This is a genomic window from Massilia sp. 01N417 (assembly GCF_056399645.1).
The window spans coordinates 354,472-380,183 of sequence record NZ_JBFTRS010000001.1 but is presented as its reverse complement, the minus strand read 5'-3'; the positions used below and the strand labels follow the sequence as shown (position 1 = coordinate 380,183).

The 25,712-nt window shown below is 66.0% G+C and carries 16 protein-coding genes; 6 read left to right on the top strand and 10 right to left on the bottom strand.

Annotated elements, in window-relative coordinates; all coding sequences use genetic code 11:
* Positions 1 to 186: 186 nt before the first annotated feature.
* Entirely contained in the window at positions 187 to 3,234 is a 3,048-nt protein-coding gene (locus tag AC1DOQ_RS01755; protein ID WP_477359668.1) for a TonB-dependent receptor, read from the bottom strand.
* 627 nt (positions 3,235 to 3,861) lie between these two features.
* On the opposite strand from AC1DOQ_RS01755, the gene AC1DOQ_RS01750 reads away from it, so the two are divergent.
* From AC1DOQ_RS01750 to AC1DOQ_RS01740, 3 genes are all read left to right on the top strand, one after another.
* On the top strand, positions 3,862 to 5,478 hold the full coding sequence (locus AC1DOQ_RS01750) for an NAD(P)/FAD-dependent oxidoreductase (protein WP_477359665.1): 1,617 nt from the start codon (positions 3,862 to 3,864) through the stop codon (positions 5,476 to 5,478).
* A gap of 2 nt (positions 5,479 to 5,480) precedes the next feature.
* Positions 5,481 to 6,332, top strand: coding sequence for an EamA family transporter (locus AC1DOQ_RS01745; protein WP_477359662.1), 852 nt, complete (start codon positions 5,481 to 5,483; stop codon positions 6,330 to 6,332).
* Between the two features lie 133 nt (positions 6,333 to 6,465).
* Positions 6,466 to 7,470, top strand: a complete 1,005-nt coding sequence (locus AC1DOQ_RS01740; protein WP_477359659.1) for an acetamidase/formamidase family protein — start codon at positions 6,466 to 6,468, stop codon at positions 7,468 to 7,470.
* 16 nt (positions 7,471 to 7,486) lie between these two features.
* Here AC1DOQ_RS01740 and AC1DOQ_RS01735 read toward each other — a convergent pair whose 3' ends face one another.
* The 7 genes from AC1DOQ_RS01735 to glnA form a co-directional block, all read right to left on the bottom strand.
* Positions 7,487 to 8,440, bottom strand: a complete 954-nt coding sequence (locus AC1DOQ_RS01735; RefSeq protein ID WP_477359656.1) for an IS1595 family transposase — start codon at positions 8,438 to 8,440, stop codon at positions 7,487 to 7,489.
* A 138-nt stretch (positions 8,441 to 8,578) separates the two neighbouring features.
* Positions 8,579 to 11,338, bottom strand: a complete 2,760-nt coding sequence (locus AC1DOQ_RS01730) for a TonB-dependent receptor (protein WP_477359653.1) — start codon at positions 11,336 to 11,338, stop codon at positions 8,579 to 8,581.
* Between the two features lie 276 nt (positions 11,339 to 11,614).
* Positions 11,615 to 12,580, bottom strand: a complete 966-nt coding sequence (corA, locus tag AC1DOQ_RS01725; protein ID WP_477359650.1) for a magnesium/cobalt transporter CorA — start codon at positions 12,578 to 12,580, stop codon at positions 11,615 to 11,617.
* 288 nt (positions 12,581 to 12,868) lie between these two features.
* A complete protein-coding gene (ntrC, locus tag AC1DOQ_RS01720; protein WP_477359647.1) occupies positions 12,869 to 14,380 on the bottom strand; it encodes a nitrogen regulation protein NR(I) in 1,512 nt (503 codons plus the stop codon).
* Positions 14,381 to 14,442: 62 nt separating this feature from the next.
* The gene (glnL, locus tag AC1DOQ_RS01715) at positions 14,443 to 15,501 is read right to left on the bottom strand and encodes a nitrogen regulation protein NR(II) (RefSeq protein WP_477359644.1); all 1,059 of its coding nucleotides are present in this window, start codon (positions 15,499 to 15,501) and stop codon (positions 14,443 to 14,445) included.
* Positions 15,502 to 15,517: 16 nt separating this feature from the next.
* Positions 15,518 to 16,039: a DUF4124 domain-containing protein gene (locus AC1DOQ_RS01710; protein ID WP_477359641.1), complete on the bottom strand. Its 522-nt coding sequence runs from the start codon at positions 16,037 to 16,039 to the stop codon at positions 15,518 to 15,520.
* Between the two features lie 134 nt (positions 16,040 to 16,173).
* Positions 16,174 to 17,589 (bottom strand): type I glutamate--ammonia ligase, encoded by a 1,416-nt coding sequence (gene glnA / locus AC1DOQ_RS01705; RefSeq protein ID WP_477359638.1) that lies wholly within the window; start codon positions 17,587 to 17,589, stop codon positions 16,174 to 16,176.
* 296 nt (positions 17,590 to 17,885) lie between these two features.
* Between glnA and AC1DOQ_RS01700 the strand changes: the two genes are divergently transcribed.
* The 3 genes from AC1DOQ_RS01700 (at position 17,886) to AC1DOQ_RS01690 (ending at position 20,680) form a co-directional block, all read left to right on the top strand.
* Positions 17,886 to 18,344 carry a rhodanese-like domain-containing protein gene (locus AC1DOQ_RS01700; protein WP_477359635.1) on the top strand — a complete coding sequence of 153 codons (459 nt, stop codon included), beginning with the start codon at positions 17,886 to 17,888 and terminating at the stop codon, positions 18,342 to 18,344.
* A 153-nt stretch (positions 18,345 to 18,497) separates the two neighbouring features.
* Complete coding sequence (locus AC1DOQ_RS01695) at positions 18,498 to 19,544, top strand: NHL repeat-containing protein (protein WP_477359632.1); 1,047 nt, start codon at positions 18,498 to 18,500, stop codon at positions 19,542 to 19,544.
* Positions 19,545 to 19,600: 56 nt separating this feature from the next.
* Complete coding sequence (locus tag AC1DOQ_RS01690; RefSeq protein WP_477359629.1) at positions 19,601 to 20,680, top strand: NHL repeat-containing protein; 1,080 nt, start codon at positions 19,601 to 19,603, stop codon at positions 20,678 to 20,680.
* On the opposite strand, the gene AC1DOQ_RS01685 is transcribed toward AC1DOQ_RS01690, so the two are convergent.
* Together AC1DOQ_RS01685 and AC1DOQ_RS01680 are read right to left on the bottom strand one after the other, a co-directional pair.
* Positions 20,667 to 22,037 carry a TAXI family TRAP transporter solute-binding subunit gene (locus tag AC1DOQ_RS01685; protein ID WP_477359626.1) on the bottom strand — a complete coding sequence of 457 codons (1,371 nt, stop codon included), beginning with the start codon at positions 22,035 to 22,037 and terminating at the stop codon, positions 20,667 to 20,669. The genes AC1DOQ_RS01690 and AC1DOQ_RS01685 overlap by 14 nt on opposite strands.
* A 25-nt stretch (positions 22,038 to 22,062) precedes the next feature.
* On the bottom strand, positions 22,063 to 25,500 hold the full coding sequence (locus AC1DOQ_RS01680) for a transglycosylase domain-containing protein (protein WP_477359824.1): 3,438 nt from the start codon (positions 25,498 to 25,500) through the stop codon (positions 22,063 to 22,065).
* Positions 25,501 to 25,712: the final 212 nt, after the last annotated feature.

Sequence of the window (25,712 nt, the reverse complement as noted above, 5' to 3'; positions counted from 1 at the left end):
TATTGCGCCCCATGCGGCGCAACAATCTGGTGCGCCAGGCGCACTTCACCGAAGCAAATTCGGCAAACCCAATGTAAAAATCATGCACCTTGCATATACAAATTATGCAATTGACATGTCTGATTGATGCAACAAACAAAAAAATGCCCCGGCGAACCGGGGCATTTTTGCTTCAGGCTCGGCTGATCAGAACTTCTTGTCGTAGGACACGGTCAGGCGCACCGAACGCGGCTGGGTGTAGCTCAGCGGGGTCTCGTAGGTGTTGCGGATACGATTGCCGCTGTTGTAGCGCTCTTCCACGTTCTGCACGGTCTGCTTGTTGAACACGTTGAACAGGTCGACGCGCGCCTGCAGACCCGGCAGGAAGTCAGGCTTGTAGGCCATGTTCAGGTCCAGGTTGATATCCCACGGCAGGCGGCCGATGCTGCCACGCTGGTGGACCGTGTTGTGCGGCACGTCCGAACCCAGGCACCAGAAGGACTGGTTGGCGTAGTTCGGCGAGTCGCCCGGCTGTGCCGAGGTACCGATACAGCTGCGCGGACGGCCCGATGCTGCCAGGAAGTTCGCACCGGCGGTCCATTCCTTGGTCACGTCATAGAAACCGTAGGCCTTGATCTGGTGGGTACGGTCGTTCGGCAGGAAACCATAGGAGCCGACCATCAGCTCCGGATAGTCCCAGGTCGAGGTCGCCGACACGTCGGTCTGGGCGTTGTCCGACTTCACCTGGCCTTCGGTATTACCCTTGTTGCGCGACCAGGTATAGGTCATCTTGCCGTACCAGCCGTTGCGGTACGGGTGCTCGGCGAACAGGTCCAGGGCGGCATAGGTGCGCTTCGCCTTGTCGAAGCCCATGTCGGAGGCCTTCAGCGGAACGCGGGTCAGCTTCGAGGTATCGCCCGAGAAGTCCACCATGAAGACATTGTCCTCGCCCGGGTTGAAGCTCTGGCAAGTGTTGCCCCACAGCGGGTTGGTGATCGCGATGTTGTTGGCCTTCGCATAGCGCTCGAACGGACGCACGTCGCAGAAGTCGTCGATGGTCGCGCCCAGCTTGCGGTAGGTGGCCTTGGCACCGAAGTTCAGGTTCGGCGACCAGGCGCGCTCGAAGCCCAGGCTGATCTCGTCCTGGTAGGACGGTTTCATGTCGAGGGCGGCGAGGGTCGCGGTGACCTTGTCCTGGCCGTACTCGTTGTTGCCAGAGAGCGGCGGGGTCAGCTGCACCAGGCCGGTCGGGGCGCCGTTGGCGTCCACGCCGGTGTAGGTGAAGTACTGGTCGGTGAAGGTCGAACGGCCGGCGCCGCGCACCGAGATGTGGGTCGGGATCGGCACCGAGTAACGGCCCAGGGTACCGTAGACCTTCAGGCTGGCGTCGCCATAGACGTCCCAGGCAGCGGCGATACGCGGCTGGATCTGGTTCTTCATCTCCAGGAAGGTCACGTGCGCGTCGTTCTGGTTCTTGAACGACTCGCTGCGCACGCCCAGGGTCAGCAGCACGTCCTTGGTGACCTGCCACTTGTCTTCCAGGTACAGCGCGCTCTGCTCGCTGAAGGAGTCGGTCACGGTCGAGAACAGGTCCTTGGCCACGTAGTAGCCCTGGGTGCCCAGGCCGCCGCCGGTCGCCGGCGCCGGCATGGTGCCGCCGGTCACGTCGACCGGTGCGTTCGGGGTGTCGGTACGGTAGTAGATCCAGGTACCGCCGCCGGCCTTGAATTCACCGGCCTTCAGCGACGAGATCTTCGACTGGTCGAAACCGCCGCGCAGGGTGTGCTCGCCCAGGCGATACTCGAGGTCCAGACGGCCGTTCTTGACGATGTCCTTGGAGCCCGGCGCCAGGATGTTGCCGGCAATGACCTGCGGGTTGGTGTAGTTCAGGCCCGGCGCGCGCACCGACGGGTCGGAGGTGGTCGAGAACACGTTCGGGTTATAGCCGACGAAATCGTTCTCGTGCTTCGACACCGAACGGCCGTACAGCGCGGTCACCGTGAAGTCCTGGGTGATGTTGCCGGTGTACTTGCCCATGTTGACCACGGCACCGTTGTCGTTGACGTTGTTCAGGGTCTGCTGCGAGGTGACGTTGCCAGTGCGTTTCTTGTTCGCGAAGTCGAAGCCGCTGTCGGTCAGGTTGCGCTCGGGCGTATCGCCGATATTGGTGTACTCGAGGCGGTGGTCGTCGGTGATGTTCCAGTCGAGCTTGCCCATCCAGCGCTTGACCTTCTTGTCGTCGTCGCGCCAGCCGTTGTTGGCCATCGACGGCGAGATGCGCTCCAGGTTGACGTAGCCGCGCTGGCGGTCGTTGTATTCGGCCGACACGAACATGAACAGCTTGTCCTTGATGATCGGACCGCCGACATAGGCGCCGTAGGTCTTCTGCGTCTGGGTGTTGTCGTGCTGGTAGAAACGGATGGTGCCGTCGGTTGCCGCGTTATAGGTCTGGTGCGTATTGCCGTAGTAGATGTCCTTCTCGCGGGCGCGCAGGCCTTCCGGCTCCCAGGTCACCATCGCACCGGCCTCCCAGGTATTGGTGCCGCTCTTGGTGATGATGTTCAGCACGCCGCCGACCGAACGGCCGAATTCGGCACCGAAGCCGCCGGTGAGCACCTGCGCCTCGGCGATTGCGCCGTAAGGCAGCTGGGACGCACCCAGGCCGGTCAGCGGGTTGGTGACCGGGAAGCCGTTGATGTAGTACGAGTTTTCCGACGCAGCGCCGCCGCCCATCGAAGCGCCGCCGGAGAAGCGGGAGTCGACGCGGGTGGTGTTCGGGGCCAGCTGGATGATGGCGTTGATGTTGCGGGCGATCGGCAGTGCCGCCAGCTGGCGCGCGTTGAAGGTCGCGCCGCCGCTGGTGCTGGTGACGTCGATGGTGCGGCGCTGGCCGGTGATCTGGACGGTCTGCACGCCGGCGGCCGGCGCGAAGACGGCTTCCGCGTTCGAGCCGACGCTGGCGTCGACGTCGACCGACGACACCACGGTGTCGCCGCGCATCTGGGAAACCTTATAGGTGCCCGGCGGCAGTGCGGTTGCCTGGAAGCGGCCCTGGGCGTCCGGGACCAGGACACGGCGCAGGCCGGTCGCAGGATTTTCGATCAATACTTTGACGTCGCTGCCGGCCGTGGTGCGGCCGTAGATGCTGCCGGTGGCGTTCGACTGCGCCATTGCCGGCTCCATCACGGCGACGGTCAGCGCGGCGCCACTGAATGCCAGCGTCAACGCATGTACTAAAACTGTTTTCTTAAGCATGTGATTTCCTATTATGGGTAGTACGTTTTGAATCACTCAACTAGCCAGATCGAAAACTTCTCTCTCTAATTCGCCCGCAAGCGAAGGCCGTATCCTTCTTTCGTTAAGGATATGTACACACATAGAAACATGGCGATTCTGCAACTGTCAATTGCCGAAAATTGCTTGATGTGCGCCGCGTAATTACAAAAAAACCGTGCACCGAAAAAGGGCGTCCCGATATGCACAATTGTGTGGCGCAGCAAGACAATCGTTTCCGACTACCCCAAGCATCCGTACGCTTGAAAAAACCTCAATAAAATCAAGTCAATACATATACATATGCGTCAATACCATGCGTCTTGAGTTTATTGCAGCGCGGTATTTGTATATACAAAATTCTTATATCAAGAAATAATGCACCGTTATGGTGCATTCAAGAATTTTGTCTGGAACTTGTCAAATGTTGGGCCGGTGCAACGTCGCGGACATGCGGCGGACATGCGGCGGACATGCAACAGACATGGCGCCCGACTCCGGCAAGGCATGGAAAACGGACAATGCGGACGAGGCATTCTTGCCGCCGGCCCCGGCGGGTTACAATAGAAGGTTGAACCGACCAAGCGTTTGCTAGCGACGACCCCTACCATGTTGAGAATTGCCGAATTAAAACTTCCCCTCGACCATACCGAGCCCCAACTGCGCCAGGCCGTGCTGAAGCGCCTCGGCATCGGTGAAGACGAACTGATCGACTTCACCGTGTTCAAGCGCAGCTACGACGCGCGCAAGCGCAGCGCCATCGTGCTGATCTATGCGCTGGACGTGGAGGTGAAGGACGAGGCACAGGTACTGGCCCGCATGCGCGACGACCGCCAGGTCATGCCCGCCCCCGACACCGGCTACAAATTCGTCCAGGCCGGCAAACCGGCTCCGGGCACACCGCGCCCGATCGTGGTCGGCATGGGCCCCTGCGGCCTGTTCGTGGCGCTGATCCTGGCCCAGATGGGCCTGAACCCGATCGTCCTGGAGCGCGGCAAGGTCGTGCGCGAGCGCACCGTCGACACCTTCGGCTTCTGGCGCAAGCGCAAGCTGAACACCGAGTCGAACGTGCAGTTCGGCGAAGGCGGCGCCGGCACCTTCTCGGACGGCAAGCTGTACAGCCAGATCAAGGATCCGAAGCACTATGGCCGCAAGGTCCTGTCCGAGTTCGTGAAGTCGGGCGCGCCGGAAGAGATCCTGTACGTCAGCAAGCCCCACATCGGCACCTTCCGCCTGGTCAAGATGGTGGAACAAATGCGCGCCGAGATCCTGTCGCTGGGCGGCGAGATCCGCTTCGAGACCCGCCTGGAAGACGTGCTGATCGAAGGCGAAGGCGACAACCGCCAGGTGGTCGGCGTGCGCCTGGCCTCGGGCGAGGAAATCCCGACCCGCCACCTGGTGATGGCGATCGGCCACAGCGCGCGCGACACCTTCCAGATGCTGTACGACCGCGGCGTCTATATAGAAGCAAAGCCGTTCTCGATCGGCTTCCGCGTCGAGCACCCGCAATCGCTGATCGACGCCTGCCGCTTCGGCCCGAACGCCGGCAACAAGATCCTCGGCGCGGCCGACTACAAGATCGTGCACCACGCCTCCAACGGCCGCAGCGTGTACAGCTTCTGCATGTGCCCGGGCGGCACGGTGGTCGCCGCGTCGTCGGAAGAGGGCCGCGTGGTCACCAACGGCATGAGCCAGTACTCGCGCGCAGAGCGCAACGCCAACAGCGCGATCGTGGTCGGCATCACGCCGGAAGACTATCCGGGCCACCCGCTGGCCGGCATCGCCTTCCAGCGCGAGCTGGAATCGCGCGCCTTCGTCCTCGGCGGCGGCAACTACGACGCCCCGGGCCAGCTGATGGGCGACTTCGTGCGCGGCGTCGCTTCCACCGAGTTCGGTTCGGTGGTCCCGTCCTTCAAGCCGGCCGTGCACCTGACCGACCTCGCCACCGCCCTGCCCGACTACGCCACCGTCGCCCTGCGCGAAGCCTTCGTCGCCTTCGACAAGCAGATCAAGGGCTACTACAAGGAAGACGCGGTGCTGACCGGGGTCGAGACCCGCACCTCCTCGCCGATCCGCATCAAGCGCCACGACGACAACCTGCAGAGCCTGAACACCCGCGGCCTGTATCCGGCCGGCGAAGGCGCCGGCTACGCGGGCGGCATCATGTCGGCCGCGGTGGACGGCATCCGGGTCGCGGAAGCGGTCGCCCTGTCGATGGCCGGCTGAGCGTGGCGTCCGCGAGCAGGGACGCCGCCATCCCGGTACTGGCGATCGGCGCGGCGATGGTCTCGACCTACGCCGGCGCGGCCTTCGCCAAGCACCTGTTCCCGCTGGTCGGTGCCGAGGGCGTGGTCGCGCTGCGCGTCGGCCTGTCGGCCCTGCTGCTGGCGGGATTCACCCGGCCCTGGCGCGCCCTGCCCTCGCGCGCCGACCTTCCCTGGCTGCTGCTGTACGGCCTGGCGCTCGGCTCCATGAACCTGCTGATCTACCATGCGTTCTCGCGCATCCCGATCGGCATCGCGGTCTCGATCGAGGTGATGGGACCGCTCGCCGTGGTGCTGCTGTCCTCGCGCCGCGCGCGCGACTTCGGGTGGGTGGCCTGCGCCGGATTCGGCCTGTGGCTGCTGCTGCCGCTGCGCGGCTCCAGCGGCGCCCTCGACCCGGTCGGCATCGCCTACGCGGCCGGCGCCGCCTTCTGCTGGGCGATGTACATCGTGTTCGGCAAGCGCGCCTCCCAGGCCGGCGGTTCCGGCATCGTCGCCTGGGGCATGCTGGCGGCCAGCCTCTTCATCGTGCCGATCGGCGCCCACTATGCCGGCAGCGCCCTGCTCTCGCCCTTCGTGCTGGCAGCCGGCCTGGCGGTGGCGGTGCTGTCCTCGGCCGCCCCGTACACGCTGGAGATGATCGCGCTGCGCCGGCTGCCGCGGCGGGTGTTCGGCATCCTGGTCAGCTCCTCGCCGGCAGTGGCCGCGCTGGCCGGCTTCGTGGTGCTGGGCGAGCGGCTCGCCCCCGGCCAGTGGATCGGGATCGCACTGGTCATCCTTGCCTGCGGCGCGACCGCGGCCAGCGCGTCGGACTGACCGGCTTCGCTGAGCGTGCGTGGGCTCGGAGAGCCCACCCTACGCACACCACAGCATCGTAGGGTGGGCACACCGTGCCCACGCAAACACCAAGCGTGTAGACTAGGCTGGCTGCCACTTCGACCACAGTCCCATGCGCACCGCCCTCCTCTCGACCTGCCTGTTCCTGGCCTCCGGCCCCGCCGTCTTCGCCGCCGAATACACCCTGCCTGCCACGCCGCAAACGGTGGCCTGGGGCTACTACTCGGGCCAATCGAAACCCGTCCTCACCGTCCACTCCGGCGACACGGTCCGCATGCAGGCCCTGTCGACCTGCGGCTCGCCCGAGCGCATGATCGCCAACGGGGTCAGGCCGGAAGACATCCCGCCCTACACGGCCCCCATCTACAGCGAGGTCAAGGAAAAGGGCCCGGGCGGGCATATCCTGACCGGGCCGGTGGCGATCGCGGAAGCGGAACCCGGCGACGTGCTCGAGGTGCAGATCCTGAAAGTCGACCTGGACGCCGATTTCGCCTGCAATGTGTTCGGCGTCGGTTCCGGCTTCCTGCCGACCGAGTATCCCTATGGCCGCTACAAGGTGGTCCCGCTCGACCGCAGGAAGATGATCGGCCATTTCGCGCCCGGCATCGAGATCCCGCTGCGTCCCTTCTTCGGCAGCATGGGCGTGGCGCCCGCCGGCGGCAAGATCGACACCGCGCCGCCTTTCGTCCACGCCGGTAACCTGGACAACAAGGAGCTGGTGGCCGGCACCACCCTGTACATCCCGGTGGCGGCGAAGGGCGCGCTGTTCCAGGCCGGCGACGGCCACGCGGCGCAGGGCAACGGCGAGGTCGACATCACCGCGCTGGAGACCTATCTGTCGGGAACCTTCCGCTTCGTGGTGCACAAGGACCGCCGCCTGATCTGGCCGCGCGCCGAAACGCCGACCCACTACATCTCGATGGGCTTCTCGAAGGACCTGAAGGAAGCGACCACCCTGGCGCTGCGCGACATGATCGCGTTCCTGGTGGAGGAAAAGAAGCTGTCGCGCGACGACGCCTACATGCTGTCCAGCGTGGCGGTCGACATGGAGATCACCCAGCTGGTGGACGGCAACGTCGGCGTGCATGCCATGCTGCCGAAGAAGATCTTCAAATAAAAAGGCGCTGTTCGCGCTAGGTGTTGAACCTGCCCAGCGCCGCTCTCAAAAAGGCCTCGGGGCTAGCGATCCGCTGCCCATCCAGCGCCCAGCGCCAGCCGAAGTAATGGCCCAGGTAACGGCTCGCGACGCCGCGAAATGGCAGCAGCCAGGCGCGCATCCGGCTGTGATACGCGTTCACATTCTGGGTGTGCAGCGCACCGCGCCTTCGTTCGCCGGCGCTCGCGTTGATGGCCTCATGTGAGATCCCGAGCTCCCGCGCGAATGCCGGATAGGCCGCGTGGCTGTCGGTCACCAGCAGCACGTCGCGTTCCAGCCTTGGCCCCAGGTGCTCTACTAGCTGACGCTTGCTGACGCTTCCCTTGCCGGTCACGGCGTCGATGGTCCGGCCGCTGCGATCGCGTGCCACGAGGATGCACACCTGCTCGTTCGAGATCCCACGCTTCGTCGCCTTGCCGCCACGCTTTCGTGGTGGACGGTCGAGGCTTCTGGAACCCTTGTGCGATTCGAACACATACATCTCATCGGCTTCGGCGATACCGCTCAAGCGCTGCGGGCGGTCATCCTTGCTCAAGGCCAGGAAGCGGTGACGCCAGCGAAAACTGGTCGCACTGGCCACGCCGATCTCGCGCGCCGCGCGGCGCACGCTGTGGGAGTCGAGCATGCCGCCGAGGTAGTCGAGCCAGTGCCCTTTGTAGCGCAGCCGGGCCAGCGGCGTCCCGCTGAGCAGGTTGAAGGTGCGACGGCAACTGCGGCAGTGGTAGCGCTGCAGTCCATGTGCGTGACCGTGACGATAGGGTTTGCTGGCCTGGCAATGCGGGCAACAGAGTGGTGCAGCGGGCTGTTCGACGATCTCAAGTACGCGATCGAGGCCGGCTGCCGATTGCAGCAGTTCGAGCACGCGGGCGCGTTGCCGCCGGGTCAAGCTGGTGAGGCGTTGCAGGAACTGTTCGAACTGCCGTGCTTGCATAAGGCCTCCGTCAACGGTTCTGGTCGACGTTGGACCGGGAGCTTGCAAAAAAGATTCCACACTTGGCGCGAACAGCGCCAATAAAAAACCCGCCGCATCTGCATGCGGCGGGTTTCGTCGTTTACACGATGGCCAGTGTTAGAACTGGTAGGTCGCGCTCACGTAACCGGTCTGGCCATGCGGATCGTACCAGGTCGGATCGTAGCCGGTCTGGAAGTAGGAACCACCAGTGATGACTTCGGTCGGCTTGCGGTTGAACAGGTTCTTGACGCCTGCGGTCAGGGTCAGGTTCTTGATGCCGCCGTAGGTACCCTGCAGATCCCAGGTCGAGAAGGCGCCGACGTGCTGGGCGATCGGCAGGTCCGCGTCCGCGCGGGCCGCATCCCAGTAGCCCGACTGGAAGTTGTTGGTCAGCGCCAGGCCGAACTTCTTGTACTTCCAGTCCAGGGTCAGCTGATCCCTCCAGCGGAAGATGATGCCGCCGTTGGAGACTGCGCTCAGCACGTTGCCGTCCTTGTCGATGGTGGCGGCGACGCTGCGCTGCACGGTGCCGTCGGCCAGGGTCAGGTCGTACTTCGAGGTGTAGGTACCGTTCAGGCGCAGGTTGAAGTTACCGTAGGTCGGGCTCTTCAGCAGTGCCCAGCGCAGGTCGAGGTCGACGCCTTCGGTCTTCACGCTGCCGGCGTTGATGTTGGTGCCGACGATGTTGGTGATGTTGCCTGCGGAATCACGGGTCACCAGGCCGGTGTAGGCCGGGTTGCCGGCAGCCGCCTGGCCCAGCGTGAACGACGGCGACAGCGTGGTCACCAGGTTGTTCACGTTGATCTTCCACCAGTCGACGGCGATCGACAGGCCCTTGACCGGGTCGACGACGATGCCCAGCGAGGACTGTTCCGACTTCTCCGGCTGCAGCTTCGGATTGCCGCCGTAGGTCTGGTTGAACTGGCCGAACTGGCCGGTGACCGGGTCGGTCAGGTTGGCGCTGGTGCCGATGGTCTGCTGGTTCATCAGCTCAGGCAGCGACGGCTCGCGGAAGCCCTTGCCGTAGGAGCCGCGCAACAGCACCTGCGAGATCGGCTGCCAGCGCAGGCTGACCTTCGGGTTGGTGGCGCTGGCGTTCGGGTAGCGGTCGTGACGGACGGCCAGGTCGGCTTCCAGGTTCTTCACGATCGGGACGATGGTTTCCGCGAACACTGCCGACGAATTGCGCGATGCCGACAGCGGCAGCTGGGCGCCGCCGTAGCCCGACACGTCGCCGCTCTGGTAAGCCGCGCTCGGGTTGATCGCCAGGTTCTCGTCGGACATCGACGCGCCGACGGCGAACTTCACCATGCCGGCCGGCAGCTGGACCAGGTCGCCCGAGATGCGTGCGTTCAGGGCGTCGTTGCGCAGCACGGCGTTCATGACCGGACCGACGTAGTTGGTGCCGTAGATCTTGCGCGCCAGGTCGGCCGACTGGTACTGGACCAGCGGGTTGAAGTCAGGGTTGTTGCTCAGCAGCTTGACCAGTTCGGTCTGGCGCTGGTAGCCCTGGATCGCGCGCTCGGTGACGTCGCTCGAGTTGTGGGTGTAGGCGACGTCGTAGTCATAGCCCTTGACGTTGCCACGGAAGCCCAGCACCAGGTGCGATGCGATCGCGGTGTCCTTGGCGATGCGGTCGCCGCCGTCGAAGGCGCGGTAGCTGACGGTCACCGGCTGGCCGTTGACGCCGGCCGCGGTCGCGAGAGCGGTCGGGTAGTACGGGCTGTTCGGCGCGACGACGATGGCCGGGTACTGGTTGTTGGTCGCGAAGGCCGGGTCGGTCGACAGGAAGGACGCGCTGTACGGCGAAGCCTGCGCCTGCTGCGTGGTCTCGTTGCGCGACACGAAGCCTTCCATGAAGAATTCGGCGTTGTCGTTCAGCTTGAAGCGGAAGTTGCCGCCGATGTTGGCGCGCTTGGCCGCCGGCACCAGGTTCACGTACGGCGAGCTGTCGAAGCGGCATTTGCCGAGGTTGGCGTCCCAGGCGCTGCCGTTGGCTGCGCAGTTGGCCTGCGACAGGCCGTGGCCGATGCCCTCGCCGATCGAGTTCAGCGAATTCGGGACCACGCCCATGGCGTTGGGGGTGGTGGACGGATCGAAGGTGCTGTACGCGCCGCTCGGGGTGGCGCTGGCGTCGCGCAGGCCATTGTTGTTCCAGCCGGTGCGCGCGTAGTCGCGCTGGCGGCCGAAGATGGCGTCGTCCTTGCTCACGTCGGCCGACAGGGTGATGTTGTAGCGGTCGCTGTCGAAGTCGCCCCAGCCGGCCAGCAGGCTGGCCTTGTGGGTCTGGCCGCCGCCGTAGCGGCTGACGCTGGTGTAGCCGGTGGCTTCCACGCCCTGGTAGTTCTGGCGGGTGATGAAGTTGATGACGCCGCCGATCGCATCGGAGCCGTACACGCCCGAGGCGCCGTCCTTCAGGACTTCGACGTGGTCGATCGAGGCCAGCGGAATCGCGTTGACGTCGACGGCGGTGCCGTCGGTGGCGTAGTTGCCGAGGCGGCGACCGTTGACCAGCACCAGGGTCTTGCTCGCGCCCAGGCCGCGCAGGCTGGCGCTGGACATGCCGTAGGTCGACAGGCCCGCGCCTTCGGCCTGGTTGGTCGCGCCGGCCATGGCGTTCGAGGTCAGGGTGGTCAGCAGTTCGGCGGTGTTGGTGGCGCCGCTGCGCTTGATGTCGGCGGCGGTGACCATCTGCACCGGCAGCGCGCCTTCGACGTCGGCGCGCTTGATCGAGGAGCCGGTCACTTCGACGCGGGCGATCGGCTTGGTGGATTCCTGTGCCGACTCCTGCGCCAGCGCCTGGCCGAACATGCCTGCGCCAACGGCGCCGGCGAACATGACGCGCACGGCGCGCGACAGGGTTTTTTCTTTGAACATGGATGTTTTCCCAAACGATGATGAGATGTCGCTGGCTTGGGAAGATCAAGGTCGCCCAAGTCGGCGGACTGAATAATGATCGCCGGCTTGAGCATCGGTCAATATTTACACTGCTCGGAAGACATTTTCGCAACAGAACATTTAGTAACAATTGTAAGGTTGCTGAACAACGTACGGTTCGTTCCATTTGCTGCATAGCAATAAAAAAAGGCGCTCGAGGCGCCTTCTTCCGGATTTTTTCACACTTTCATGACGTTTTCATGACGTTTGCCCGGCTTACAGCCATCCGGCCTTGCGGAAGCGCCGATACAAATAGACACAAACTGCAATCATTACGCCGATCGCCATCGGGTAGCCCCACTTCCATTCGAGCTCGGGCATGTACTTGAAATTCATGCCCCACACGCCGGCGAAGGCGGTGAACACGGCAAAGATGGCGGCCCAGGCGGCCAGCTGCTTGTTCACCTCGCTCTCGTCGATCGAGACCATGGCCAGGTTCACCTGGATCGCGGTGGCGATGGTGTCGCGGATGCTGTCGAGGCGGCCGGCGATGCGGATCAGGTGGTCGTGGACGTCGCGCAGGTAATCCTGGACGCCGGCCGCCAGCGCCGGCGCCCGCCCGCCCAGCAGCGAGCCGACGGCATCCACCAGCGGGATCACGGCATGGCGCAGCTCCAGGCCCTTGCGCTTGAGCTGGTACAGGCGCTCGACGTTCTGGCGCTGGGCGCCGTGGGTGAAGATGCGGTCCTCGATGGTTTCCAGTTCGGATTCGAGCATGTCGACCACCGGGAAGTAACGGTCGACCACGGCGTCCATCAGCGCATACATCACGAAGCACGAGCCCATGCTCAGCAGGTGGGGTTCGCGCTCGGCGCGGGCGCGCACGCCAAGGAAACCCTTGACCGCATCGCGCCGCACCGACAGCACGTAGTTCGGACCGGCGAAGATCGCGAGTTCGCCGGTGACCAGGGCGTCGCCCTCGAGGTCGACCGTGTGCACGATGGTGAACAGGCTGTCGCCGTATTCCTCGATCTTGGGCCGCTGGTGGCCGCGCGCGGCATCCTCGACCGCCAGCTCGTGCAGGCCGAACTCTTCCTTCATCTGCACCATCTCGGCGTCGGTGGCATCGCGCAGCGCGACCCAGACGAAGCAGCCGGGGCGCTCCAGATAATCACTGATGTCCTCGACGGGGATGTCGGAGAGTTTTTTACCTTCCTGGTAGGCGACGCAGTTGATCAGCATGCCGATAGTCTAACACGCAGGGTGGGCGCTCCCGCGCCCACGCGGACGCAGGCGATATGCGAACGTCACTCGTGGGCACGGCGTGCCCACCCTACCCGGCTGCCCGGGAACGACGGTGGTGGTGCATTTTCGAATAAGGTCCCCCGGACCTTTCGAATAAGGTCCCCCCGACCTTTCGAATAAGGTCCCCCCGACCTTTCGAAAAAGGTCCCCCGGACCTTTCGAATAAGGTCCCCCCGACCTTTCGAAAAAGGTCCCCCGGACCTTTCGAATAAGGTCCCCCGGACCTTATTCGTCCTTCGCCCCGTCGATCCCCAGTTCCGCAATCTTCCGCGTAATCGTATTGCGCCCGATCCCCAGCCGGATCGCCGCATCGTTCTTGCGGCCATGCGTGTGCTTGAGCGCCGTGCGGATCAGGGCCGTTTCGAACTGCTTGCCCAGCACGTCCATCACCTCGACCTGGCCGTCGGACAGCATGCGCGCGGCCTGCAGTTCGAGCAGGCCGATCCAGCCGTCGGCGGCGGCCGGCACGCCTGCCGTCATCGCCGGCGGGATGCCGTTGCCGTCCACGCCGCCGTGCAAGGGGCTCGCCGACGGCGCCGGCATCGCCACCAGCGGCGCCATGGCCGCCGCCGGCAGCGCCTGGGCCTGGGTGGTCAGGTCGCGCGGCAGGTCCTTGACCTCGACGGTCTGGCCGGGCGCCATCACGGTGATCCAGTTGCACAGGTTTTCCAGCTGGCGCACATTGCCCGGCAGGTCGAGGCTGGAGAGGAAGCGCTGCGCCTCTTCGCTCAGGCGCTTGGGTTCGACGCCCAGCTGGCGTGCGCTCTGCACCAGGAAGTGGCGCACCAGGATGGGGATGTCTTCGCGCCGCTCGCGCAGCGAGGGCAGGCGCAGCCGGATCACGTTCAGGCGGTGGTACAGGTCTTCGCGGAACAGGCCGTCGCGCACGCGCTGTTCCAGGTTCTGGTGGGTGGCGGCGATCACGCGCACGTTCGCCTTGACCGGCTGGTGCCCGCCCACGCGGTAAAAGTGGCCGTCGGACAGCACCCGCAGCAGGCGGGTCTGCAGGTCGAAGGGCATGTCGCCGATTTCATCGAGGAACAGGGTGCCGTTCTCGGCCTGCTCGAAGCGGCCGCGCCGCATCGCCTGGGCGCCGGTGAAGGCGCCGCGCTCGTGGCCGAACAGTTCGGATTCCAGCAGGTCCTTCGGGATCGCCGCCGTGTTGAGGGCGATGAAAGGCTGGGAAGCGCGCGGGCTGTGCTTGTGCAGGGCGCGCGCGACCAGCTCCTTGCCGGTGCCCGACTCTCCCGTGATCAGCACCGTCACGTTCGATTGCGACAGGCGGCCGATGGCGCGGAATACTTCCTGCATCGCCGGCGCCTGGCCGAGGATCTCGGGGGTCTCGCTGGGCACGGTCTCGACGCTGGCTTCGCGCAGGCTTTCCTCGAGGGCGCGGCGGATCAGGGCGACCGCCTTGTCGATGTCGAAGGGCTTGGCCAGGTATTCGAAGGCGCCGCCCTGGAAGGAAGCGACCGCGGAATCGAGGTCGGAGAAGGCGGTGATGACGATCACCGGCAGGCCGGGATGCTTTTCCTTGACGGCGGCCAGCAGGTCGAGGCCGGATTCGCCCGGCATGCGGATGTCCGAGACCAGGACTTGGGGCGTATCGTCCTCGAAGGCGGCCAGCGCCTCGCGTCCGCTGGCGAAGCTCCGGGTTGCGAGGTTCTCGCGCGCCAGGGCTTTTTCCAGCACCCAGCGGATCGATGCATCGTCGTCGACAATCCAGATTGGTTTCATTGGTTCAGTGCTTCCCGCATAAGTACATCCATCGTTGGACCGCGGCCGCACCATCCCGGCGCTTATGGCAGCGGGATCAGGATGCGGAAATCCGTCAGTCCAGGCCGGCTTTCGCACTCGATCAGCCCCAGGTGCTGTTGCACGAAGGTCTGCGCCAGCGTCAGCCCGAGACCGCTGCCGCCGTCGCGCCCGGAGACGAGCGGATAGAAGATGCGGTCGCGGATATCGGGGGCGATGCCCGGTCCATTGTCGATGATATGCAAGTCTAATGCCAGCCCGTAACGAACCTTGGCCAGGGTGACCTGGCGCGCCACCCTGGTGCGCAGCACGATCTCGGCGTCGCCCGCGGCAATCCGCTCGCGCAGGGCCTGGGCGGCGTTGTGGACGATGTTCAGCACGGCCTGGATCAGCTGTTCCTTGTCGCCGCGGAACTCGGGAATCGAGGCGTCGTAGTCGCGGCGGATCGCCAGGCCGGACGGGAATTCGGCCAGCACCAGGCTGCGCACCCGCTCGCAGACTTCGTGGATGTTGACGTCGCCGACGATGTGGGGGCGGCGGTGCGGCGCCAGCAGGCGGTCGACCAGGGTCTGCAGGCGGTCGGCTTCCTTGATGATGACCTGGGTGTATTCGCGCAGCGAGGGGTCCGGCAGTTCGAGTTCGAGCAGCTGGGCCGCGCCGCGGATGCCGCCCAGCGGGTTCTTGATCTCGTGCGCCAGGTTGCGGATCAGTTCCTTGTTGGCCTGGCTCTGGTCGAGGATGCGTTCCTCGCGGTCGAGCTTGAGCTGCTGGACGTTCTCGCGCAGCTCGACCATCACTTCCTCTTCGCCGGCGGCGCTGACGATCACGTGCACGTGCAGGGGCTCGCGCCCGCCGCGCTGCAGGGTCAGGTCCTGGCGCAGGTCGGCGTACTTGTGCGCCCGCGCCTGGCGGCACAGCGCATCGAGCTCCTCGCCGTTGGTGAAGAGTTCCGCCAGGGTCTGGCGCGACAGCGATTTCACCGACACCTCGAGCAGGTGCTCGGCGGCGGGGTTCGCGTAGCGCACCAGGCCGGCGGCATCGGTCACCAGCACGCTCGATGCGAGCAGGTCGAGACCGGCGAAGCGCTCGTGGTTCGGCGTCATGTCAGCGGAAATTGGGTCAGCGGATATTGGCGATCTCGCGCTTGATCGCTTCGATGTTCTTTTCGGCGCGGCCGATGTCCTCGCGCATCTGGGCCACGCGCTCCTGGTACTTGGCGTAGTTGCGCTCGTTGCCCTGGCGTTCGGGTTCGCCGTTGTTGAAGTCGCGCTTGAGGTCGGCCAGCTTCTTTTCTTCGGCGCGCAGTTCCTCGTCGAGGATGGCGCGGCGGTCGTCGTCGCGGGCGCGCTGGGTGGCGTTGTCGACGCGCGGGAAATTCGCCGGGCTGGCGGCCGCGGCCGGCGGACGGGCGGCGCCCTGGCGCATGCCCACCGCCGGGGCGCGGGTCGGTGCCGGCGTCGAGATGGCGCCGGAGACGATCGAGTCGACCACCTTGCAGCTGCCGGTATTGGTATCGGTGTACAGCACGCGGCCTTCCTTGTCGACGCAGCGGTAGACCACGGATTGGGCGAAGGCCGGGACGGCCAGCGCGAGCGTCAGGTAGATGCCGGCCAGGCGCAGGCAAACGGCAGAGCTTGTCATTCGCATCAGGTCAGTCGGCACGGTGTGCCTGGTTGGGGAATCCACCGACTATACCGCATCCAAAGAAAAACGCGGGGCAGCCGGCCGGCTTTCCCCGCGTTTTTGTTACCGCATGGATACAGCTTGTCGAGAGATTACGACGAGTAGTACATGTCGAATTCGGCCGGGTGCGGGGTCATGCGCAGACGCTGCACTTCCTGCATCTTCAGCTCGAGGTAGGCGTCGATCATGCTGTCGCTGAACACGCCGCCGCGGGTCAGGAACTCGCGGTCCTTGTCCAGGGCGTCCAGGGCTTCTTCCAGCGACGAGCACACGGTCGGGATCAGCTTGTCTTCTTCCGGCGGCAGGTGGTACAGGTCCTTGCTCGCGGCTTCGCCCGGGTGGATCTTGTTCTGGATACCATCCAGGCCGGCCATCAGCAGTGCGGCGAAGCACAGGTAGACGTTGGCCAGCGGGTCCGGGAAGCGCACTTCGACACGGCGGCCTTTCGGGTTCGCCACGTGCGGGATGCGGATCGAGGCCGAACGGTTGCGGGCCGAGTAAGCCAGCTTGACCGGGGCTTCGTAGCCCGGCACCAGGCGCTTGTACGAGTTGGTGCCCGGGTTGGTGATCGCGTTCAGGGCCTTGGCGTGCTTGATGATGCCGCCGATGTAGTACAGGGCGGTTTCCGACAGGCCGGCATAGCCGTCGCCGGCGAACAGGTTCTTGCCGTCCTTCCAGATCGACTGGTGCACGTGCATGCCCGAGCCGTTGTCGCCGTTCATCGGCTTCGGCATGAAGGTGGCGGTCTTGCCGTAGCTGTGGGCGACGTTCCAGATCACGTACTTCATGTTCTGGGTCCAGTCGGCGCGCTCGACCAGGGTCGAGAAGCGGGTGCCGATTTCGTTCTGGCCGGCGCCGGCCACTTCATGGTGGTGCACTTCGACCGGGATGCCCAGCGATTCGAGGATCAGGCACATTTCCGAGCGCATGTCCTGGAAGCTGTCGACCGGCGGGACCGGGAAGTAGCCGCCCTTGACGGTCGGACGGTGGCCGCTGTTGCCGCCTTCGAATTCCTTGTCGGTCGACCAGGACGCTTCTTCCGAGCTGATCTTGACCATCGAGCCCGACATGTCGATCTTCCAGTGGACCGAGTCGAAGATGAAGAATTCCGGTTCCGGGCCGAAGAAGGCGGTGTCGCCCACGCCCGAGGACTTCAGGTAGGCTTCGGCGCGCTTGGCGATCGAACGCGGATCGCGGTCATAGCCCTTGCCGTCCGACGGTTCGATCACGTCGCACTGCATGAAGACGGTGGTCTCTTCCATGAACGGGTCGATGTTGGCGGTGGCCGGGTCCGGGATCAGCAGCATGTCCGATGCTTCGATGCCCTTCCAGCCGGCGATCGACGAGCCGTCGAAGGCGTGGCCGGATTCGAACTTGTCTTCGTCAAAATGCGAGATGGGAACGGTCACGTGCTGCTCTTTGCCGCGGGTATCGGCGAAACGCAAATCGACGAACTTGACTTCGTTATCCTTCAGCATCTGCATTACATCTGCGGCGGTCCTTGCCATTCGTATTCTCCTGATTGAAAAAGGGGTGTCGGTGACGCCAACGGGGCGTGCGACAGGCACATCTCCGTTAAAGCGAAAACTGTGCCAGCACTTGACCATGAGCAAATAAGCAATCTGTCCTTGGACCGCCTGCGATTTGCCCCTTAAAATCGACCACCGGTGCGGTGCACAAACTTGATGCAGGCTCGCTGTGAGCTCATCCATACGCACCAGCCTGGTGCAAGTGCGGCAGTATGCACCAACTTGATGCATGATGCACCATTTGTGCGAGCACGACCAACGATAGGAAAACGACCATGAGCACAAGCGAGGAAATCCTGGCCGCCGCCAGGGAGCGCGCACCCGGCCAGCCCTATGCGGGCGCCGTCACGCCGCAGGAAGCCTTCACCCTGATCAAGACCGATCCGCGCGTCAAGCTGGTCGACGTCCGCACGAATGCGGAGCGCGATTGGGTCGGCCGCCCCGCCATCCCCGAGGCCCAGCACGGTGCGGTGCAGTGGACCCTGTACCCGGGCGGTGCGCCGAATCCGGACTTCGCCACCCAGCTGCAGCAGGCCGCGGACAAGGACGACGTGCTGCTCTTCCTGTGCCGCTCGGGCGTGCGCTCGCGCCACGCGGCGCGCGTGGCAACCGAACTCGGCTACGAGAATGCCTTCGACATCCTCGAAGGCTTCGAAGGCGACCGCGACGGCGAAGGCCACCGCAAGAGCGTGGGCGGCTGGTGCAAGGCCGGCCTGCCCTGGACCGGGGCCTGATCCGCCGCGCCGCGGCGCGGTGACAATTTAACAGAATTTTCACAGTTCCAACGTGTTAGCCTGCCGGGATTCCAACGAAGGAATTCCGGTATGGCATCCACGATCACGCTGCGGCTTCGCCCGCTTCTGAATACAATCGGCGCAGGATTGTCGATGGCCTTGTGCATTGCCTGCGGCGGTGGTGGCAGCTCCGACGGCGCCGGCAACCCCACGCCGCCGGTGGGCACCACCCCGCCCGTCGTCACACCCGCGATCTCCGTGCTTGCCGGCAGCCCCACCGAATCCGGCGAAGTCGACGGCAGCGGCACCGCGGCACGTTTCATCGGGCCCACGCCGTTGACGATCGATGCCAGCGGCAATCTCTACGCAGGCGCATCCTGCGCCATTCGCAAGATCACGCCGTCGGGTGCGGTCTCCCTCTACGCCGGCACCTACTGCACCGGCACTAGCCAGAATGGCTTTCCGACAGCGTTCGCCCTGGCGGCAGCGTCCGACGGCAGGCTGTTCATGACCGATTACGGCCTCGATGTCTTCGAGGTCAGCCCGACCGGCGCAACGCGCACGGTCGCGGTGCTGGAATCGCCCACCGGAGGCGGACGCGGCGCCGGGATCGGCTTCGGCAACGGCCTGGCCGTCGATGCCGCCGGCAACCTGATCGTGACCACCGGCTTCGGCGCGCGCCGGCTTTCCCCTTCGGGCGGCTATACGATGCTGGAGGGCACGGCCAGCGGAGAAGCCGGGTTCAATACCTATGTTCCGGAACGCCGCGGCGTGGCCGTCGACGCCGCCGGCACGGTCTACCTGGCCAGCTACGACGCCACGATCCTGCGCATCGACACGGCCGGCAAAACGACGGTCCTGGCCGGCAGCAGCGGCCAACCCGGCGCCAGGGACGGCACCGGCGCCGAAGCGCGCTTCTACGGCATCGTTGCCCTCGCGCTGGATGGGCGGGGCAACCTGTATGCTGCGGAATCCGGCCTGCTCCCCGACAGCAGCGGCACCTCCACGAGGAGCACCCTGATCCGGAAAATCACCCCTGCAGGCGTGGTCACGACCATCGCCGGCAAGCCAGGCGCGAACGAGCTGCAAACCGGCGCCCTGCCCGGCAGCCTGTCCTTGCTGGGCGGTATCGCCGTCGACGGCAAGGGCAACCTGTACGCAAGCTCGGGCAGCACCATCGTCAAGATCGTCCTTCCCTGAGAGGCACGCCCGCCCGCCATGCTAGGATGCCGAAAACACAATATTCGGAGAACGGCATGCCGCCGAAAATAGTACGATCGTTCGCGTCGATTGCGGTAACGGCCCTGTGCGCCGCCTGCGGAGGCGGTGGCGGCAGCGGCGGTTCGAGCGGCGCCGGCAGCCCGGCTTTTTCCGCCGGCGTGACCACCCTGGGCCTGGTGGCCGGCAGCGCCGGCGAGGCCGGCAACGTCGACGCCACCGGCGCCTCGGCCCGCTTCGGCCATCCGGCCGGGATCGCCGCCGACACCGCCGGCAACCTGTACGTGGCCGACCGCGACAACTGCAGCATCCGCAGAATCGACACGGCGGGCGCCGTCGGCACCCTCGCCGGTTCGCCCCAACGCTGCCAAAGCATCGACGGCGCCGCCGGCGTGGCGGGCTTTTCCTTCCTGACCGCGATTGCCGCTTCGCCCGACGGCAGGCTGTACGCCACCGACGGCCTGGCGGTGCGCGAAATCGACCGGGCCGGCACCGTGCGCACCATCGCCACCCTCGACACCGCCACCGTGGTGAACGCCGCCGACATCCCCTATTTCTACGGCGGCGGCATCGCCGTCGACGGCTTCGCCAACGTGGTGGTGGCGAATGCGATCGGCGTGCGCAAGATCTCGCCTGCGGGCGTTGTCAGCATGATCGACGGCGTCGCGCGCCTGGACAATATCGCCAGCGTGCTGGGCAGCCACGCCTTCCAGCCGCGCGGGGTGGCCGCCGCCAAGGACGGCACCGTCCACGTCGGCGACTTTGCCAGCACGGTGAGCCGCATCGACACTGCCGGCAACAAGATGGTGCTGGCCGGCCTGTCCGGCGGCCGCGGCTTTGCCGACGGCGTGGCCGGCGCGGCACGCTTCGACCACGTCATCGCGCTGACCCTGGACGCCGCCGGCAATCTGTATGCGGCCGACGCCGGCAACGACCTGGTCCGTAGAATCGCGCCGGACCGGACCGTGTCCACGGTGGCCGGCACCATCGGCGCCACGACGCTCCAGCTCGGCAATGGGCCGGGCGCCCTGCCCGCGCTGGGCGGACTGGCGGGCGACGGCAAGGGAAACCTGTACGCGATCTCGGGCAACGCGGTGGTGAAGATCACCCCGCCGTAGGGCTCTTCAGGCCGGCGCGCACGCGCTGGCGCACGAAATTGATGTGGCTCCGCAGCCCATACAGCGCATCCGCATAGGCGAGCGGGATCGAGATGTGGTTGACGCGCGCCTCGATGTCGTCGAGGCGGCGCAGCAGGCCGGCGCGCACCTCGTCGCAGTGCGCCGGATCGGCGCTCGTTTCCAGCTCTTTCTCCAGCGTCTGTTCGACCGCGCGCAGCTGGCCGTACCAGCGGTAGACGCGCGAGCGGATCCGCCACACGTACAGCGGCGGCACGATCTTCGACAGCGGGATCACCAGCGCCGCCAGCGCCACCACGACGACCCACAGGCGGTCGAACAGGTTGGCCAGCCAGAACGACAGGTAGCGCTGCAGGAAGGGCGGGCCGTCGCGGTAGTACTTCGCCGCCTCGCGCGAGACCGGGATCTCGGTGTACTTCGGCGACGGGAACTGGCCCTGCTGCTGGAACCAGCCTGCGCCGCCGTGGATCTCGGTGGCGGCTTTCACGAATTCGTCGACCAGGGCCGGATGCAAATCGTCGCGCGCGACCAGGGTGGCGGTGGGCGCGATCAGGTGGAAGTCCTGGGCCGGGATATCCTTGCCGAGATCGACGATCCCGCGCGGCAGCACCACGTGGGTGAGGAAAGGCAGGCGCCGCGTATAGGCTTCGGCCTGGCGGAAGTCGAACAGCCTGATGCCTGGGGTCTGCAGCAGCATCTGGATCAGCGGCGCCTCGGGCGCGGAGCTGAACACGAGGCCGTCGATGCGTCCCGCCAGCAGCTCGACGGTGGCCGGGGTGTTCTCCAGCGAGGAGATGGTCAGCTGGCCCGGCTCGACGCCGTTCACGGCCAGCACCTGGCGGAACAGCCGCGGCACGCCGGTGCCTTCCGGCCCCAGGTTGATGCGCAGGCCCTTCAGTTGCGTGAGGCTGTGGATGTCGGCTTTACGACTCTTCTTCCCCTCGCGCAGGAACAGCCACACCGGCTCGGTGAACAGGCTGCCCAGCGACATGAGGTTGCGCCGCTCGGCCTGGGCTTCGCTGGTCGAGCCGCTCTGCACGAAGGCGATGTCGGCTTTCCCGTCGACCAGGCGCTGCAGGTTGTCTTCGGAGCCGAGGGAGCGCTGCAGCTCGGCCTTGATGCCGTCGCGCGCCAGCACGGCCGCGTACTTGCGGCCGAATTCCTCGTAGGCGCTGTTTTCCTGGCCGGTGGCCAGCACCACGTGGCGCGGCGGCGCCGGGTCGACCACGATATAGGCGACCACGCAGGCCGCCAGCACCAGCAGGACGGTGGGCAGCGACGCAACCACGAGGTCGCGCAGCGACACCAGGCTGAACTTGCCGATCCTGGGCCGCTTCACGCGGCCGCCTTGCGGGAGGTCCCGCTCAATGCAGCACTTCCTCCACCGCCGCCGGCTTCTGGCGCGGCGCCGGCTCTGCCTTCGGCTGTTCCGAAGGCTCGGCGCGCGGCTTGGCCGGCTTGGGCGGCGCCTTGGCGCGCAGGGCGTCCACCGCTTTCGGGTGCTCGTCCCCGCCCGCCGGTTTTGCGTGGACGCTTTCGCCGGCCGGCTTCGGTACGGCCGGCTTGTGATGCGGCGTATCGGCGGCCTCGGACTTCGGATGCACCGGCGCGGCGGCGTCGGCCGGCTTGGACGGCTTGGCCGGTTTCACCACCTCGGCTTGCGCGGCAGCCGCCTTCGCAGGCTTGGCCGGCGCCTCGATCTCTTCCGCCTGGGCGCTGTCGGGCGCCGGCTTCACGGTGGCGACGTCGTCGGTGAGCTGGGTCGGCGTCGGCGCCGGCGGCTTGGCCGGCGTCACGTGCAGGCCCGGTACCGTCACCGTATCCTGCTTCTCGATCATCGGCATCAGGCTCGGCGCCAGGGTCACCAGCAGCTGCACCGGCAGCGCGCTGGTGAAGTCGTAGTGGGCCGATTCCGGACCGTGCACATAGGCCGTCATGCTGCCGAAGAAGCGCTCGCCGATGTTGAACACGAAGGTCGCCGAACGGTTCACGTAGCGCGATTCGATCAGGCGGTGGCCGGCGCCGTAGACGTCGAAGCGCTGGTCGCCGGTGCCGGTCTTGCCGCCCAGTGCGATCACGCTGCCGTCCTGCTTGTAGAAGGCCTGCTTGACGCGCTTGGCCGTACCTTCCTGCACCACGCCGCGGATGGCGTTGGCCACCGCGCGCGCCACCGCGGGATTCAGCACCTGCTCGCCCTTGACGTCCTGGCTGCGCTTGACCATGGTCTCGTAAGGCGTGTCCTTGGCGAAGTGCAGCGAGTCGATGCGCTCGGTCGGCTTGCGCACGCCGCCGTTGATGATGATGCCCATCAGTTCGGCCAGCGCGATCGGACGGTCGGCCGAGGCGCCCAGGGTGGTCGCATAGGACGGCACCAGGGAATCGAAGGGATAGCCCATCTTCTTCCACTGCGCGTGGATCTTCAGGAATGCCTCGATTTCGATCAGGCCGGCGATGCGCTTGTCCTGGGCATGCTTGCGGTGGGTCTTGAACAGCCAGGAATAGACTTCCTGGCGCTCCTTCACCGAAGCCTTGGTGACCTCGTCCCAGCCCGCCTTCGGATGGGTACGCAGGTAGCCGGCCAGCCACAGCTCGAGCGGGTGGACCGAGGCCACGTAGCCGCGGTCGGCCAGCGACATGTTCGCCACCGAGTACTGGTCGTACATCTTGGCGATGCGCTCTTCGTCCACCTCCCTCGCATCGGGCAGGTAGGCATGGACGAACTTGCTGAACTCGGCCAGCGAGGCGTCCGGCATGATGGTGCGGTGGACCGCGGCGATTTTCGAGGCCGCCGGGCGCACCCCCTGCATCAGCGCGGTTTCGATCTCGGGCCATTCCATGCCGCGGTACTTGTTCCAGAAGCGCGCCAGGAAGTCCTTGCCTTCGCGGTCGGCGAAGCGCGACAGGTATTCGGCGCGGCGCGGATCGTCGGCGTCGGCCAGCAGCTGGGCCGAGGAGCCCGGCAGCTGGAACATGTAGTAGCGCACCACGTCGCGCATCAGGCGCACGAACACCAGGTTGGTCGAGTTCTGCAGCGCCTGCTGGACGGTGAGGATGCGGCTGTCGTCCAGCTTGCTGAAGTTGCCGAAGATGTGGACGCCGCCGCCGGTGAAGAAGGCTTCGCCCGGATTGCCCGAATACTTGCGCTCCATCGCCGCGCCCAGCATCGGCGGGAGTGTCCGGTCGGCGCCCGGCGGCAGCGCCAGGAAGTAGTCGACCGCCCACTGGCTCAGCCTGTCCTTCGGGTCGACCTTGACCTTGGCCAGCTCGGCCTTCGACATCGGCTCGTAGCGCTGGTGCAGCTGGTCGACGATGTCGAGGTAGGTGGTCAGGGTGCGCAGCTTGGCGGTCGAGCCGAGATCCAGCTTGGCGCCCTCGTTGATGTCGAGCGGCTGGTCGTAGTTGTCGGTCTGGACGCGCAGGTAGTTGACCTTGTCGCCGCGCTCCATCAGCGTGAAGCTGTACACGACCTTCGACGGATCGCCGTTGCCGAGCATGCCCTTGCCGGTCAGGCCGGCGGCGGCCGCCGCTTCGTTGTCGGTCAGGCGGCGCAATGCCGCGGTGACCGCCTTCTGCGCTTCCGAATTCAGGGTCGTCACCACCGACAGGTCGAGGCGGTCGAGGTTGTACAGGCGCGAGTCGCCCAGCAGGTTGGCCAGGTGGTTGCGCACCGCGTTGGCGGCCTTGCGGGTGACGAAGGTATTGGCCGGCGGCGGCGCCACGCCGGAGCCGAGGGCCGGATGCAGGACCACGCCCAGCGCGGCGTCGCGCAGCTGCGGCGAGATCACGCCGGCCTGGGCCAGCACCCGCAGGTGGCTGTTGGTGAGCTGTTCGAGATCCTTCTCGCCGGCGCCCAAGTAGTAGGCCGGACGGCGCTGCGCGATCATCAGCGACAACGCTTCCTTGTACACCAGCGCGAAGTCAGGCGTGACCTGGTTGCTGGACAGGACGCGGTTGACGTCGGCGAAGTCGCGGCCGTACCAGACCCACATGCCGTCGCCGATGCCGTTCACTTCACCATAGCCCAGCTTGGCCGACAGCGGCACCGTGTTCAGGTACTCGAGCACGATGCGGCGCCGGGTCGCGCTGGTGTCTTCGCCGTCCTGGTAGGAGCGCAGCATGGCCGACGCCATCTGGCGCAGCTTGTCCGACAGCGAGGCGGTGCGGCCTTCCGGCGAATGGCGGTATTTTTCGATCTGGGTCGCCAGCGTGCTGCCGCCGGCGACGCGTCCGCCGCCGCCCAGGCCGACCGCGTGCAGGGATTTGTCGAACACCGCTTTCGAGAAGCGGTCCCACTCCACCGCCGGATTGCGCTTCGGGTAGGTGGTATCGAGCAGCTCGCGGTTCTCGATGTACAGCAGGCTATGCACCAGCAGCGAGGGGGCGGCGTCGAACTTCTCGTACAGGCGTTCCGGGAAGCGCGCCGAGAACAGCGGCTCGCCGCTGTAGTCGAGGATGTCGAGGCCGGCGCGGGTCTTCTCGTGATAGGTCGCGAACAGGCCCATGTCGGCCAGCTCGACCATCTTCGGCGACATGCGCGCCTGCGATTCGATCACGTAGTCGCGCGTCTTCAGCTTGGCCAGGTAGTTCGGCAGGTTCGAGTAGCCGAGCCGCTCGTCGTAGGGGCTGGACGCGGGGAAGCGGATCGCATCGCTCGGGCCCTTCTCGACGCGGTAGCTGATCTTCTTCGCCAGGCCGGCGAAGAAGCGCGCCTGCATTGCCGAGGTGCGGCTTTCGTAGACGGCGAAGGCGGCGCCGCCGGCCACCGCGATCAGCAGCAGGACCAGGAAGGTGCGCTTGACCATGCGCCAGCGGCGCTTGGGCGGCGCCGGCGGCGGTTCCGTGCCCTGGCCGGAGTCGGCGGGGGCCGGGACCGGTGCCGGTTCGAAGGCGGGATCGAGGGCGGGTTCCAGGCGCGTATCGGAGCCGCGCAGCGGGACTTCCTGCACGGCGGCCATGACGGGCAGGCCTGCGAGTTCGGGTTGGCCCGGCAGCACGAGCCTGCGGAGGCGGCGCA